Genomic DNA, 15,060 nt, shown 5'->3' on the forward strand with positions numbered 1-15,060 from the left:
GGACGCCATTGGCATTCAAAGCCAATTCTCCGTCTGTACCTCAATGATCAGGTCGATGAGCCGTGCCCTCGTGTCCCTATCGATCGAGCGCCAAATGCAAACTACCGCCCCAGCTGCGGCATGGTCCGGGGCATTCAACTCTAGCCCTTCGCTTACTCGGCATTGAGGTGACCAATCCCTACCTAGGCGATTACTGATTGCCCACTTCATAAACTCATGGCACTCTGGGTTGGCATCATTCTGGTCACAGGGGGCCAGGTATGGGCAGTCTGCATCAAATCCACAGTCGCAACGGCCGTATCGGTGCCGGAACCGATACGAAGCCAGAGGATATCGACGCTATCGTCACGGCGCTTCGTAAGGACGGGCGTGGTCATTTGCTGCTTTACTTTCACGGGGGCCTGGTCGACAAGGCCGCGGGTATCGGTATTGCCCAGCGACTTGAGGGGCGCTTTTCTCAATCGGCCTATCCGGTTTTTTCCGTGTGGGAGTCGGGTTTCGTTGAAACGATCCGCAACAACCTGCGCGAGCTGCCGGATGAGCCGGTATTCAAGAATCTGGTGCGCAAGGCGCTAGAGTACGCGCTCCGCCGCTTGGGAGGTAGCAACGGCGCCCGGACCATCACGCCGGGCAACGTCGATGCAGGGAAGGTCCGCCAGGCAGTTGATACATATTGGAGCGATCCCAGTCGCAATCACGTGCCCTACCGTGATTTCAAACCTGTAGTGGGGCCCTCAGGTGCGCGTGCGGCGAGTGCGCTGATCGACGACGCCGAGATCGAAGCCGACTTGCAAACCGACAGCGAGTTTGTGGTCGCCATGCAAACCCTGCCAACCGCGTTAGACGAAGCACGCGATGCATTCATCGGGGGCGGAGCGAGCGTTCGAGATACCCCGTTCTCGCAGGCGGTATCAACGCAGGTCGCCGGGGTCGAGGGAGGCCGCGGGTTGATCGTCTGGTTCAAAGTTTCCCTTCTGGTGAAGCGCATCCTGCAGGGTGTTCTGCGTCGGTACGCGGATCAACGCGATCACGGCCTGTATGCAACGGTCGTAGAGGAAGTGTTGCGTGGTGTTCATTTTGGTGGCAGTGGACTCAATGAATGGGGCAAGGCACTCCAGTGGAACCGCATGAAGCAGGACTCACTCGATGCGTTCGGCGACGGCTCCGACCTGTATGCCGGAACTGCGCTGCTGGAGCGGCTGCGTGCCGCCCATGCCTCTGAAGGGCTGCTATCGAGGATCACTCTAGTCGGCCACAGCACTGGCGCCGTCTACATCGCCAATTGGCTTGACAAGGCATCAGAGCTTCTGCCGGCCGAGATTGCATTCGACGTCGTGTTCCTGGCGCCCGCCATCACCTACGAGCGCTTTGCCGCCACGATCACCCAACATGGCGATCGCATCCGTCACTTCCGCTTGTTTGGCATGCGCGATGAATTCGAACGGGACGATCAGGTCGTCGGAGACGACTCTAAATTTCCCAATGGGCAGGACTGGAAGCGCTTCATCTATCCCAGCTCCCTCCTCTATCTGGTGTCGGGTGTCCTCGAATCGCGCCCAAATTCCGACGGAACGCTCGTCGACGAACCGGACATGCCGCTGCTGGGCATGGAACGCTTCTTCGCTTGGCACCACATCTACTCAGATAGCAAGTTTCCCGAAATAGGTGCAGTCCGCGCGTGGCTCGGAGCTGCACCGAACCGTACGATCTGGTCCAAGTCCCAAGGACAGACAGCAGGCTTGAACAGCACAAGCATTGATCACGGAGCTTTCGACGACGACGAAGATACGCTGCTCAGCGTTGAGAGCCTCCTCGGCGGATGGTGACATCTTCGAGAGCACGCCAAAGGTGCCCTTGTGTACGCAACAGGGAGAGATGTGGACATGCCGCGAGATGATCACTACGCGATCGTGCTGACAATTAACCGTTATCCCGGCCTGAGTGACCTCCATGGACCTGAGAACGATGGCGAAGAGTTCCGGCAATGGCTCCTCGATCCGGAGTACGGCGACCTGGACACCCGACGTATCCAAGTCATACGGTCGCAGGATTATGGCGTGGCAGCGACCCCGGACGACGCAAACCCGACCGAGAAGGAGCTCAAGAAGGCGCTTAATCTATGGCTGCGCACCCCGAACGGATGGCATGACCGCATTGGACAGCGCTTGTATCTGTTCTTCGCCGGACACGGGTTCACAGCCGGTTCGGCGATTCACGACCCGGCACTATTCTCGGCCGTCGCGCAAAACGGCGACACGGCGCATATCGCCGTCCTGCGTTATGCGTCGAAAATCGCCAACGCGGGTTTCTTTGATGAAATCATCCTGGTAACGGACTGCTGCCAGGACGTACTCAAGGCGAGCCAGGTGCTCGAGCCGACTTGGACCCCGCCGGACCGGCAACGAACGGCACACGTCCGATTGTTCCAGGCGTATGGAGCGCCGCGGGGACGTCAGTCCTTTGAGCGCAACATTGGCCCGGCCGGGCAGTCTCGCGGCCTGTTCACTAGCGTCCTACTGGACGCGCTGCGCAGCGCACCGCCTGACGCCGACGGATGGGTGACGGATCGCGCCGTCGCGGACTACTTCCAGGTGCTATGGGCCGATCGCTACGAACAGGAAACCGGATACACGCCACCACTGACTCCCGCAACGAAGCGGATTCGAATATATCAGCGCCCGGCGTCGGCGCCAGCTTCCGCGCTCCCACGCCGGGTTGCCGTCGACCTGAGCCGCATCATTGCTAAATTCGCGGCCATCGACCGGCAACCGGATCCTGACATCTCACCTTACCCACCCGCGCCGCCCACCGACATGACGCCAAATGGGCAGCTACGCAGTAGCCAGCTTCGCCAGCTCGAGCATCCCATCGTGGAGCTGACCCCGGGTCTGCATCTCGTCGTTACACCAGGGAATCTACCCGACGTCGCCTTCGAGGTTCCCTACCCGGTGCTGCCAGCTGCAGGCAACACCCCTCCCGTTGCTGCACCTATCGACATGCCCGCTTTGCGAACCGACGAGGTTGCAGCGCAGCCGGTGGTGTTGAGGACGGACAATCCCAACGCGCAGATCACGGTGCTCGATGCTAGCTACGCTCGTGTCAGCATCGGTACGGGAGTGGTCTCGCTGTCCTTAGCTCCGGGACTCTACAAAGCCCTGGTGCACGTCGGGGCCGAATCGGCGCAATCGCTGTTCGTTGTTGCGGATGCGCCCCTCGACCAGCGGTTGCCCGGGCCCGAATTTTCCGCGGCTGCGCCCGTCATCGGCACGTCAACCACGCACCAAAATCAGTCCCTTCATGCCGCTGAATACTCGATGATTCCGACGGAGCCAAGCCGCGATCTCAGCGAAATCGGTGAGGTCTTTGTCTTCGCGCGCGACTCCAGTTTCAGTCCCGACGGCTCTCTAAACCCCGCGCCACCGTGGCGGCAGTGGCACCTCAGTTCCCTTGTAGGGGCAACCTTGGAGGAGCGCCTCATCCACAGTGGTACGGACGACAGGCTCGGCTACGCCTACCTCAAATTAGCAGCAACAGCTGGCAGCCTCGCACTGCGAACGGCCAGCCCTTGGGACGAGTCGAATGAAGACGGACTGGTCGTCCCGGTGATTAAGGGGTGGCGTACCGAGATCTACCTTGACTGTACCTCAGCTCCGCCAACCCCTCCGATGGTGGACACTCAGGGCGCACGAATGCTCGACTTGGCGACTGCCTCCATCCATCTGGTCCGGATGGGAAGTGCGTCACTGCTGTTCGATCCGATCGGGCTTGCGACGGAGGCGGCGCGAGCGCAGCTTACAGTCGGCCGGGAGGTGGCGGTGCCATCAACCGAGCAAGCAATGGCCAGCCCGATGTGGGCCTTGTACGCGGCCCTCGCTGCCTTCCAGCGGGGCGGGCAGCACATCGATACCGTTGGACAATGCGTTGCAGCCGTTCCTAAGGAAATCAGGGAGGGTCTATCCGATTTTGCGGTGCTCGCGCAATGGCTAGGCCTATCGAACGTGGCCCATCCGCTCCGTAACCCACCCGCGCTGGCGGCCTCATGGAGCCTTGCCTCAAAGCTGGAGGCGCGAGGCGGACTGGCCTCCGAACTGTTCGAGGAGATCGGCCAATGGCGGTCCGGTGGGAGTCTATGGACTCTCTGGCAGCGTTCAGTTGATGACCGCTGGTTGTTGCGAAATCGGCTTTCTGACCAGGCTATGGGCACTCTGAAGGGTAATGCACAGGGGATTGACGACGCGGCAACCCCGCAAGTGCTCGCCCCCGCCTGGTCACTGGACACCTGGGTTCCGGTCGAAGACGGCCTGAGGTGTCCTAATCCCACCCATAGCCCCTTCCAGCAAGCACTCCGTCGGCGTCTTCTGGATGCGCTGGCTGAGCGCCACACCGATGCCGACAGCGGCGCCTTCACCACTGTGTCGCTGCCACCCGAGTCCGATGTCTTCGCCTTGGCAGCGGAGCTCATGCTGTCGCCGATATACGCCATGGCCGCCTATAGCAAGCTGTATGCGGAAGCCCGCCGCCAATCCGACCTGGGCCCTCTCATCGAGTGGGTAACGGTGAACGGAGATGAACCCGACCCAGACTCGACAGCCACCAAGTCGAAGCGCAGCACTCACCTGCAATCAATGGACGACTACTGAGAGGCGAATCGTAAGCGCGGCCTTCACGCGAACCCCATCCAAGTATTCTTAGCGGTGTCTAGGCAAAGTTGTCCCAAGTCACTGCCGACCTGCGTTGCCAGCCCGAAGCGGTTATAGGTCAAGAATCTAGATGAGGTGCGACGCCCGGCCTACAGGATGACATCCTCCCGCGTGTTAGGCGGCTCTCAAGTAGCGCCATTTCTTGGTGGTCCTTGTGCCTTCGCTGTGGCAGTTTGCGATTCGGACCTCACACTACTCACATAGAATGCTGAAATGCCGGTAAGCGCCAATCTCGCCTACGACCTTCTCAAGACCGTGAGCAAACTGGAATTCCAGCTCCGACGGCACGGGGACTTCTTCCGGAAAGACCGGACGGGGCAACCGACGTCCGACGTGGCTTGGCGCAAGGTGCAAGAGCGCGTCCGAAAGTTGGGCGACGATTTCGCGTCAGAGGTTCCTGAGTCGGCGCGTGCGCGCCTTCTCTGTCAACGCGATGAGCGCCCCATGAAGCAGATGATTATTGAAGAGAACGGGAACTTGGTGGCCCGCTTTTGCCCCTGCCCATTGGATGCCGAATCGGATGCGGTCGCGCTGGTGGAAGCCATGCGGCAAGTCCGCAACAACCTCTTCCATGGTGGCAAAGAAGATTCGGAAGTGGATCCGTACGAAGAAGACAACGATTGGGTCTACGCCGCGACGCAGGTTGCGATTGCTCTCCAGCATGCGTTGTCTAACGGACGGCTCGACAATCGCGAATGAAACCACCTCACGAAACTCTCGGGACGGCCCTAGGCCGTTGACGAGCGTGCAGCAAGGGGCGACGCGGCGATTGGCATAGCGCTAGCTAAGGCGAGGGGTGCCGACTAAACGCAGCATTGGCCGGGGGCATTCATGGTAGGTCGGTCACATCAGATCCGTAATTCTGAGATCATCTGGGTCCGATCTTCTGAACCAGGCACGCTTGCGCGCCAAAGGCCGATGCTCGAATGATCGCGCACCTCGTCGAACTATCTCTCGCCCAAGGAGCTCAATAGCTGACTGCTTCCATGATCCTCTGGATGTAGTGACTAGTACGACCTTTTTCCCAGGGAACATGTTGCTCCTAACAAACTCCCAAGCCGGCGGCGCTGGGCAACCACGCCAGATGGGTGTTCCCAAATAGATAGCGTCATAGGGAGCTAGATCCATCCACGCGGGATTTATCCACGCGTCATCAAGACCCCCATCAGCCATAGCATTCACCCACCCGGCCAAGCCCAATGAGTAGTCAAATGCTTCGACAGCACGCAGATCGGCGTGTAACTGGTTCGCCAGATAACTAGAGGCTAAGGCGGTGTGCCCAGAGCGAGAGTAGTAGACCACCAGGGCATCGGGTAAAGGAGATCTCGATGGGGCCGGCGCCTTTAGCTTCTGAAGTTTCTCCAGCCTTCGTCGCGCTGCCCACACGACACAGCAATCAATCACCTTGATCCCAGCGGCAAGCGCGACGATGACTACGACGAGCTTGGTGATTAGCATCATTCAGTACTCTCCATCATGCACTCCCGCGTTACTTCTGTAGTCGCTCTGCGAGGTACTGCACTCAAGGACATTGCATGGTCGAACACCCGCGATCGTCGCCACCTACTATAGCGAGCGGCTAATAGTGAAGCTTCCGAACACCGGCGACTGGCGCTGGCCATAGAACTCCCGGGTGCTGTGGTAACGCGCCATTGCGAATCTCCAGCGCCCGCGCATCACCGCGATGCCGTAGCCGCCTTGGGCGACCACGTGGCGCTTGTCCACGCTGTGGCTGTTGCGGAAGGTATTGCCGTCCAGAGTGATGTCGCGGATTACCCATGCCGCGTCGGTGGTCGCAAACAAGTGCCAGGACCAGCCGCTGAGGCGGCCACCACGGGTCGGCGCGGTGTTCTCGCCGGCCGGGCGCAGCGGCGTGCTGCCGAAGTCGTCGGGCAGCTTCCAGCCGAAGCGCACTTCGCCACCGGCGTTGGCCTTGGTTTCCAGGTTGCCGATCGCACCGCCATAGTGACTGATCGCATCCCAGCCCCAGCCGCCGGCATTGACACTGGCATCGGCCGGCCAGCGGCGCATGCGCTCGTGGGTCAGCATGAACACCGGCTCGTTGTGCAGCTGGTTGTCCCAACCCTTGAACTTCTCGTCCCCTAGCGCGTCGTGCACGGCGTTCTGCACCTGCCTGCCCTGGGCCCAGGGCCCGACCACGCCCACGGCCAGCTGGGTGGTCTGCAGGCGGTCGCCGCTGCGTGCGTTGAAGCCGAAGCTGGCCAGCAGCACGCCGGCATACGGCCGGTCATCCTCGATCAGGTCGCGGCGGGTCGGGTCGGTGGGGGTGAAGATGGCCTGGCCGATGCTGAAGATCATGTTCTGCTGCTCGAACCTGCCGGGGTGCAGGCCTTCCAGGTACTGGTTCACCCAGCGCGCCATGCGCGGCAGGCACGGGTCGGCGGTGTAGTCGACCAGGTTCGGCGAGACCAGGGTCAGCTGCGCGCCGTTGGTATAGCCCTGGTCTTGGTGGCGGCCACCGAACAGGTCGTTGTCGACGCGGAAGCTGATCTGCGGCGGGTGATCGCGCATCGCGTCCGGGCCACATTGTTCGGCCGCCTGGGCCACCGGGGCTCGGGCAGCGGCCAGGAACACGAGTGCCGCCATCACAGACAACCGACTAAGCGCCAGTCTTTTCATGGGCTTGCTGCCATTTGACTCAATGTGAGGTTCAATTGAAGATCTAATGCGCTGTCGCAGTAGACCCGGAGGAAGGGGTTTGAGCCATACACCAGGCCATCAGCCGGCCGCACGCCAATTGCTTTCAAAGGCGGCGCATCCCTGCAGCAGTATCTAGCGCTCTTGGGCTCGCCAAGACGTTCGCCTGAGCAAGAGATCGTCCAGGCCCTCCCCTAGTGCCGCAACAGCCGGCGCCCCAGGTACTGACCTAGACTGAAGGGCACGTCACCTCGCTGCGAAGCAACGTCAGCCGCTCAAGATGGACGTTTCAGAATCACAGTCAGTTTGTTGATCTCTGACTGAGAGAATGGCCACCCCGCCAGCAACTCCGCATCATGTGAGGTGGGGCATATGCGCTCAGCGGGCTCGCCAGATGCGTCCAGGAATGACTCCGGTCGCAGCGAGTTTTGTGGAAGGCTCCCAATCGCAGGGCTAGCCTCCGTGCTGAGCACGGAGGCACCACCGCACTAGCTACTTACGCCGACCTATCCACGCCGAAATGGAGCTACGAAGCAATCTAATGGCCCAGACTGCGACAACCGACGCTCCGATGAGGCCTGTGACTGAGTCCAGCCACGTCACGTCCCAGATCATCCCCACGACAAGTGCAGTAATTGCGAGTGCCGTTACAGCGGTGTCCGTAGCGACGTGAAGATAGGCCGCACGAAGATTGGGACTCCTGCGCGCATCGGCCCCCTTCTCGTCAGCATGGCGCTCATGCGGAACGTGGCAGTGATCAACCGCAGCACCTTCGCGATGGTAGGCAGAATGTAGCCACCGCGCTGAGAATATATTTGTAATCAAACCCGCAACGGCGATGGCAAGCGCTTCTGAGTACTGAACAGCCTCTGGCGCATGGAGACGCTCCGTCGATTCATAGGCCATCGAAGCGGCAATCCAAAGCATGATCATCGCGCTTACGCTCGCCGCGATGAGCTCAACCGCTAGCACCCGAGCCGCGCGCTCTGGGCGGCTCTGATTCCGCTCAGCGTACCAAGCGATAGAAAGTGCGAACAGGAGTACCAGCACGTGAGAGCTCATGTGCCAGCCATCTGCGAGAAGAGCCATCGAGTTGAAGGCCCATCCTCCAGCAATTTCGACGGACATCATGACCGCAGTGAGAGTCGCGGCCTTCGTAATTGCCCGTGCGTTGCCGGTGCTCTGTACGCCCTGCAGAGTCCGCTCGTGCATTGCGTTGGGGGGAAGCAAGGACATGGTCGAAGACTCCAGGCTCTGAGCGAAAATGTATACGCCGGTGGCGTACTGTCAGGAAGTACCGCCCCTTGCATGCAAGGGGCGGCATTTACACTGCTTAGGAGAGAACGCCGCTGAGTCGTGCAGCATGCGCGGACAGCGCATCCATGAGCGGCGGGTTCAACACGTCGTACGGCTCCAGGGACAGAGCCTTCAGGCGGCTACGGACGCCGTCCATCTGTTCCGGCCTTGCGCCGCCGCCTTCGATGATCGAAGACACGAATGCGGCGAAGCGCGGTTCTTCCCAGCCCTTCTGTTCGGACAGTTCAACGTGAATGAAGTCCAGGCCGTAGAAGGCATGGGACTTGTTCTCGATGCGGCCAAACATGTGGACACCGCAGTCCTTGCACGCGTGGCGCTGGATGGTCGCAGCCGGATCGACAATCGCCAGCTTGTCGGCATTCGCCGTGATCGAAACGGTATCGCGGGGAACGACACCGACCACGGAGAAGATGGCGCCTTCCGGCTTCCAGCACTTGGTGCAACCACAGGCATGGTTGTGGGCCACATTGCTTGCGACGGAGATCTCAACCGGCTTGTCAGAGCACAGGCACTTCAGCGTGCCGCCCTTGAAGCCGGCGGTTCCGGCAACGACGCCGGAATCGACCGAGGGATGGATAGTTTGGTGTTGCATGGACTTAAACTCCTATTGTTGGAAGTGCAGCACCGGTTGCCCGGTGCTGCGGTGCATCAGTAGTTGATGACAGTACGAATGGACTTGCCTTCGTGCATGAGTTCGAAGGCTTCGTTGATTGCTTCCAGGCCCATCGTATGGGTCACGAACGGAGCCAGATCGATCTCACCCCGCATGGCGTCTTCGACCATGCCAGGCAGCTGGCTACGGCCCTTCACACCACCGAAGGCGCTGCCAATCCAGCGACGACCGGTCACGAGCTGGAACGGACGGGTGGAGATCTCCTGACCAGCACCGGCCACACCGATGACAACGCTCTGGCCCCAGCCGCGGTGTGCACACTCCAGCGCCGAACGCATCACATTGACGTTGCCGATGCACTCGAAGCTGTGATCGACGCCCCAGCCGGTCATCTCAACGATGACTTCTTGAACCGGACGGTCGTAATCCTTCGGGTTCACGAATTCGGTTGCGCCGAACTGCTTGGCCAACTCGAACTTGGACGGGTTGGTGTCCACTGCGATGATGCGACCAGCCTTCGCCTGACGAGCACCCTGGATCACCGCCAGGCCGATGCCACCGAGGCCGAACACGGCCACGCTGTCACCTTCCTGCACCTTGGCCGTGTTGTGCACCGCACCAATGCCAGTGGTGACACCGCAACCGAGCAGGCAGACGTGCTCCGGATTCGCTTCCGGATTGATCTTGGCCAGAGAGACTTCGGCCACGACGGTGTACTCGCTGAAGGTCGAGCAGCCCATGTAGTGATACAGCGGCTGGCCGTTGTAGCTGAAGCGGCTGGTGCCATCAGGCATCACACCCTTACCCTGGGTGGCGCGTACGGCAACGCACAGGTTGGTCTTGCCGCTCTTGCAGAACAGACACTCACCGCATTCTGCGGTGTACAGCGGGATGACGTGATCGCCGGGCTTCACACTGGTCACGCCCTCGCCCACTTCGACAACGATGCCGGCGCCTTCATGGCCCAGCACCACCGGGAACAGGCCTTCAGGGTCATTGCCCGACAGGGTGAATGCGTCGGTATGGCAGACACCAGTGCTGGTGATCTTCACCAGTACTTCGCCCTTCTTCGGCGGAGCAACATCGATTTCGACGATCTCGAGCGGTTGACCGGGACCGAATGCAACGGCTGCACGGGATTTCATGTGAGTTCTCCTTGGGTGTAACGAGATAAGTGCGACAACGGTCTTTGGGGCGAGCTTGATCAGTGGTACATCGGGCGCGCCGCCCCTGGCGCCGGCTCTAGAACGCGTTTCAATCAGGTCGAATGCGCCTACAGCATTCTTCTTGGCGAGCTGTTGGGACCAAGTATTGGACTTCGATGGATTGCTGTATATGGAACAGATTGGATTTCATAATTCCTTGCGTTGGAATTGTTGACTCGCAGCTCCGCCCCTCAGCTCGCCCGCATCAATGCAACTTGAGGCGAGGCTCCGTACTCCGTCCCAATGCGTCTGCCAGCATGCGCGCAACCACCCGGCGTGTACCGAACAGGCTCCTCTGGTGCATGCGATACAGTGAGATGTAGAACATCCTGGCCAGCCAGCCCTCGACCTTGAATGACCCCATGAGGTTACCCATCAGCGTGCCAACGGCGCCCTCCCTCGACAGGGACACCAGCGATCCATAGTCTCGATAGGTGAAGCTGGGCAGCGGGCGTCCCTCGATACGGCGGGTAATCGCCTGCGCAAGGAAGTGAGCCTGCTGATGAGCGGCCTGTGCCCTGGGGGGAACGTTTGTACCGCTGTGTCCATTCGGGCAGGCTGCACAATCCCCGAATGCGAAGATGTTCGGATCCTGCGTTGTCTGCAGCGTTTCAGATACCTCGAGCTGGTTGATGCGATTGGTCTTTAGGTTCCCGAGGGATGCAAGGAAGACGGGAGCACGGATGCCCGCCGCCCATACCTTCAGCCTCGCAGCAACCTTGATGCCATTGGCGAGTTGCAGGCCCTCTTCATCCACTAGGGTCACAGCCGAGCCACACATGACACGAACGCCTTCATGTACAAGTCGCTCGGCGACCGGCAGGCTCACGCGCTCTGGCAGAGCTGGCAGCACTCGCGGACCAGCCTCGATAAGCGTGATTTTCAGATTCTCGGGAGAGATCTTGTCCAGCCCATAAGCGCTAAATTGCCTTGCAGCATCACGCAGCTCGGCCGCCAGCTCGACACCGGTGGCGCCGGCGCCGACGATCGCAACCTCCAGTGTTTCTGACTTGCCGCGCGCTTGCGCGCCCATGTACTCGCTCAGCAGCCGCTTCTGGAAAGCAATGGCGGCATCGGGATCGTCCAGGAACAGGCAATGATCCGCTGCACCGGGAGTTCCAAAGTCGTTCGTTCCGCTACCCACGCTGATCACCAGGGTGTCGTAGGAGATCGAGCGACGGGGCGCAATAACGTTGCCCTCCTCATCGTACAGTGGGGCAAGCTCGATCTTTCTGGACTTCTGATCCAAACCCGTCATCCGCCCCAACTGAAACTGGAAGTGATTCCAGCTAGCCTGGGCGAGATAGTTGAGCTCACTTTCTGCGGCATCCAACGCGCCTGAGGCAACCTCGTGAAGAAGTGGCTTCCACAGATGCGTCATCCGAGCATCGACAAGAGTGACTTTTGCTCGCCCTGAGCGCCCGAGCTTCCGGCCCAGCTGCGTAGCCAGCTCCAGCCCTCCGGCCCCACCACCAACAATGACAATACGATGCATTTTGATTCCCCAGGTATTTGAGTTGCCAGCGACGCCCACGAGCACTTCATGGCCCAGGCATCTAGACGTTGGTTAGTTCAGGACCTCAACGGAATGGAAGCGGAGCTGACCATCCCAATCCTTGTCGACGGCTACCTGCGCTCGTGCACGGCTTGCTTCGAGCGCTGCGAAGTCAATGTCAGCAATCGCCCACTCCTGATCGTCGGAGGTCGCTGCGAGCACGCCGTCACTGGGGAAGCCATGGTCCATCGGTGAGAGGATCATTGCCTCACCGGTGTTGACATCAAGCGCTTCACTCCAGTCGGCGACGCCAGCGGTGACCGCCTTTGCCACGAACATCCGATTCTCAAGCGCTCGCGCTCGGCACCCAACATCGACACGGGTGGCACCGGCGTCGGTGTCGGTGCAACTTGGCACCAACAGCAAGCGCACCCCTGCCTCCTGCTGGAGGCGAACAGGAAGCGGAAATTCGCTGTCATAGCAAACCGCAATCCCGACACGCTTTCCGTCCTGCTCAAACGCCGCGATGCGATCGCCAGGCTCGATGACAACTGCCTGCTTCTCGAAGCCAGTAAGCTGAAGCTTGTCCTGCCATCCGCTGCGACCATCAGCTGTGAACCACCAGGCACGGTTGCGATACATCCCATGGGATGTTGCGGTGAGGAACGTTCCTGCCTGGATGGTCATTCCCAGTTCGACAGCCAAGGTGCTATAGAGCTCACACCATGCGCTCTGATAGATCTGGAGCGACTCCAGGGTGGACCTCAGGCTAAGCTGAAGAGCTTCTGGAAGAGTCGAACCCAGTTCCAGCGACAGGTATTCCGGAAGTACTGCAAGCTCAACTCCTTGTTCCCGTGCGTCATTCAGAATTCGGCGCTGGCGCGCAGCGAACTCGGCAAAGGTCTTCGGACGACCGATCACGTACTTAGCTGCTGCAATCTTCATGTAACGTCCTCCAAGGAACGGAGCCAAAGTGAAAGTGTCTGCTCGGTTTCGTGCGTGGCCCCATGCTGCCGCCAAGGAAGAGCGACCTTCATCGCGCTCTGTTGTGCATACCCACGGCGAGTCCAGAAGCCTTCATTGCTTCGATATCCAGGTGGCCTAAGCGGATCAGTCTCCGACCGAACCACCGACGCGAAAGAAGACCACTTGAAGCCCTTTCGTCGGGCTTGCTCCTCTCTTCGATCAAAGAAGACGTGGCCCAAGCCAGCTCCTCTGTACTCCGGCCTCAGTACGGACTCCCCGCAGTAGAAGACTTCTTCTGGCCGGGGACCGTGCTCCTGGAAGGGACGAATGAAAGCGGCATCGGCGCTCAACAAAGGAAGGCCAGTCGATGCACCTACAACGTCCCTTCCATCCCTGGCCAGGACAACGATGCCCCCGTCAGACGTCGCATAATTGCGGAGGTAGTGACGCTCATAGTCCATGTCTCCTTCGTACAGGTAGGGATAGCTACTGAATATCTCGATCCGCAACTGAGCGACGCGATCGAGCCAGTCCTCGATTTCGGTGCCGACCAGTACCTCTACTCGCACGTTGGTAGCCATTTCAGGGCGCCTTGTGGACCTGGGAAATCCAGTCCTCCAGGTTGTAGTAGTTGGTGACGCGCGCAATCTTTCCATCACGGATGTCAAAGAACGCGCCACCGGGAAGAACATAGATCTGCCCTGCCGCTGCAGGGAGACCTTCGTCCGTGTGGTGGTAGAGTCCGTGCACCACGTACTCCGCGCCGGCACGCGCACCATCGCTGCTGTACATCACCACGATGTCGTGAAGCTGCTCGCTGTAGCAGGAATCCATGCGGCTCAGGAACGCGCGGAATGCGTCGATCCCTACTTCGCGACTCCCCTGATTTAGATCGTGCACAACGTCATCAGTGAGCATCGAGAGCATCGCGTCGCGATCACCGCGGTTGAATGCCTGGTAGTACTCTTCGATGTAGTTGAACTTGCTCATCAGGTTCTCCGGTCAGGTGAGGGTGTGGAGGAATTCTGGAGACCTGAAGAATTGTTGTATATGGAATTGATAGGATTTCATAATTCCCTGAAATGGAATAATATGAGCCCAACGACCATGGGGGCCTTGAGATGAACAGCGAGCTGGATCTTCTAAAGACGTTTAGGGCCGCGGCTGAGGCGCCGAGCTTTCGTGAGGCCGCTGTTCGACTGGGAAGCTCTCCTCAGGCCATCACCCGAGCGATACAGGCCCTTGAAAGTCATTACGGGGAGCTGTTGTTCCACCGAAGCACACGCCAGGTTCGCATCACGGCCTTTGGGGAGGATCTCTTACATCAGCTGCGGCCGGCGCTTGAGGGCTTAGACAAGCTGTGGCGCCCGCGAACCAAGGCGACGGCCTCACAGATTGTGGGCACAGTCCGAATTAGTGCCCCTCACAGCATGGGCTCCAGGGCAGTTCTTGCCGCCTTGGATACAGTGACCCAAAGTCACCCGGGAATTGTCTTGGACGTTCGCTTAAGCGATCGGGTTGCAGACGCTGTCGATGAAGGGATCGATGTCGGAATCCGCGTCGGCTTCATGCGTGATAGCAGATTCATTGCGAAGAAGGCAGGAGAGATGCGACTGCACATCGTTGGCTCCCCCGCACTTGTAGAGAGAATCGGAGCACCAGCGGAGACTAGCGAGCTCTCGCGGTTTCCACTGGTTGCATCGGTGGACATCAATACAGGCAGGCCCTGGCCCTGGTACCTGGCTGGAGGCGTACAGGTGGCGCCGACAGCACCGGTCTTCATTGCAGACAATGCCGACATGGAGATGGCAGGGGTCATTGCGGGCTTGGGGTTTGCCCAACTTGCTGATTACATGGCTGCCCCACTCATTCAGTCAGGTGTTCTGCAGCGTGTGATGGAAGAATTCGATCCTGCGCCGTGGGGCTTGTACGTCTATCGGCCTCAACGCGGCCCAGTCTCACCTCGCGTCAGAGTAGTTTTCGATGCACTCCATTCCGCCGTCGGAGCACTACCAAGCCTTACGCAGATGGCGCCCTCCCCCACCTCGGCCCTAACGCCATCCAAAGCAGGGAAGCGCTAATGCCGAGTCGCTTGGCCGCTCTCTG

The 15,060-nt window shown here is 59.9% G+C and carries 12 protein-coding genes; 4 read left to right on the top strand and 8 right to left on the bottom strand.

The features are described from left to right. Positions 1–260 precede the first annotated feature (260 nt). The 3 genes from C2U58_RS18655 to C2U58_RS20335 all read left to right on the top strand — a co-directional run bounded on the left by C2U58_RS18655 (position 261) and on the right by C2U58_RS20335 (position 5,399). A complete protein-coding gene (locus tag C2U58_RS18655; protein WP_017354470.1) occupies positions 261–1,826 on the top strand; it encodes a hypothetical protein in 1,566 nt (521 codons plus the stop codon). A 57-nt stretch (positions 1,827–1,883) separates the two neighbouring features. Continuing rightward, the gene (locus C2U58_RS18660) at positions 1,884–4,640 is read left to right on the top strand and encodes a caspase family protein (RefSeq protein WP_017354471.1); all 2,757 of its coding nucleotides are present in this window, start codon (positions 1,884–1,886) and stop codon (positions 4,638–4,640) included. A 504-nt stretch (positions 4,641–5,144) separates the two neighbouring features. Next, complete coding sequence (locus tag C2U58_RS20335; RefSeq protein ID WP_239669690.1) at positions 5,145–5,399, top strand: hypothetical protein; 255 nt, start codon at positions 5,145–5,147, stop codon at positions 5,397–5,399. An 867-nt stretch (positions 5,400–6,266) separates the two neighbouring features. On the opposite strand, the gene C2U58_RS18675 is transcribed toward C2U58_RS20335, so the two are convergent. From C2U58_RS18675 to C2U58_RS18710, 8 genes are all read right to left on the bottom strand, one after another. Continuing rightward, on the bottom strand, positions 6,267–7,307 hold the full coding sequence (locus tag C2U58_RS18675; RefSeq protein WP_017354473.1) for a lipid A deacylase LpxR family protein: 1,041 nt from the start codon (positions 7,305–7,307) through the stop codon (positions 6,267–6,269). Between the two features lie 543 nt (positions 7,308–7,850). Beyond that, positions 7,851–8,594 carry a cation diffusion facilitator family transporter gene (locus C2U58_RS18680; RefSeq protein ID WP_049400906.1) on the bottom strand — a complete coding sequence of 248 codons (744 nt, stop codon included), beginning with the start codon at positions 8,592–8,594 and terminating at the stop codon, positions 7,851–7,853. A 97-nt stretch (positions 8,595–8,691) separates the two neighbouring features. Then, positions 8,692–9,267: an S-(hydroxymethyl)glutathione synthase gene (gene gfa / locus C2U58_RS18685; protein ID WP_005413334.1), complete on the bottom strand. Its 576-nt coding sequence runs from the start codon at positions 9,265–9,267 to the stop codon at positions 8,692–8,694. A 56-nt stretch (positions 9,268–9,323) separates the two neighbouring features. Next, positions 9,324–10,433, bottom strand: a complete 1,110-nt coding sequence (locus tag C2U58_RS18690) for an S-(hydroxymethyl)glutathione dehydrogenase/class III alcohol dehydrogenase (protein WP_005413335.1) — start codon at positions 10,431–10,433, stop codon at positions 9,324–9,326. Positions 10,434–10,698: 265 nt separating this feature from the next. Beyond that, positions 10,699–11,988, bottom strand: coding sequence for an NAD(P)/FAD-dependent oxidoreductase (locus C2U58_RS18695; protein WP_037590709.1), 1,290 nt, complete (start codon positions 11,986–11,988; stop codon positions 10,699–10,701). Positions 11,989–12,060: 72 nt separating this feature from the next. Then, a complete protein-coding gene (locus tag C2U58_RS18700) occupies positions 12,061–12,933 on the bottom strand; it encodes a carbon-nitrogen hydrolase family protein (RefSeq protein ID WP_017354476.1) in 873 nt (290 codons plus the stop codon). Next, positions 12,930–13,535 carry a GNAT family N-acetyltransferase gene (locus tag C2U58_RS18705; protein WP_017354477.1) on the bottom strand — a complete coding sequence of 202 codons (606 nt, stop codon included), beginning with the start codon at positions 13,533–13,535 and terminating at the stop codon, positions 12,930–12,932. Before C2U58_RS18705 ends, C2U58_RS18700 begins: the two co-directional genes overlap by 4 nt. Position 13,536: 1 nt before the next feature. Beyond that, complete coding sequence (locus C2U58_RS18710; protein ID WP_017354478.1) at positions 13,537–13,944, bottom strand: ketosteroid isomerase-related protein; 408 nt, start codon at positions 13,942–13,944, stop codon at positions 13,537–13,539. Positions 13,945–14,075: 131 nt separating this feature from the next. On the opposite strand from C2U58_RS18710, the gene C2U58_RS18715 reads away from it, so the two are divergent. Continuing rightward, positions 14,076–15,035, top strand: coding sequence for a LysR family transcriptional regulator (locus C2U58_RS18715; RefSeq protein ID WP_017354479.1), 960 nt, complete (start codon positions 14,076–14,078; stop codon positions 15,033–15,035). The last annotated feature ends 25 nt before the right edge of the window (positions 15,036–15,060 follow it).

The sequence above is a fragment of the Stenotrophomonas sp. VV52 genome (genome assembly GCF_002893095.1).
Taxonomy (GTDB): domain Bacteria; phylum Pseudomonadota; class Gammaproteobacteria; order Xanthomonadales; family Xanthomonadaceae; genus Stenotrophomonas; species Stenotrophomonas aracearum.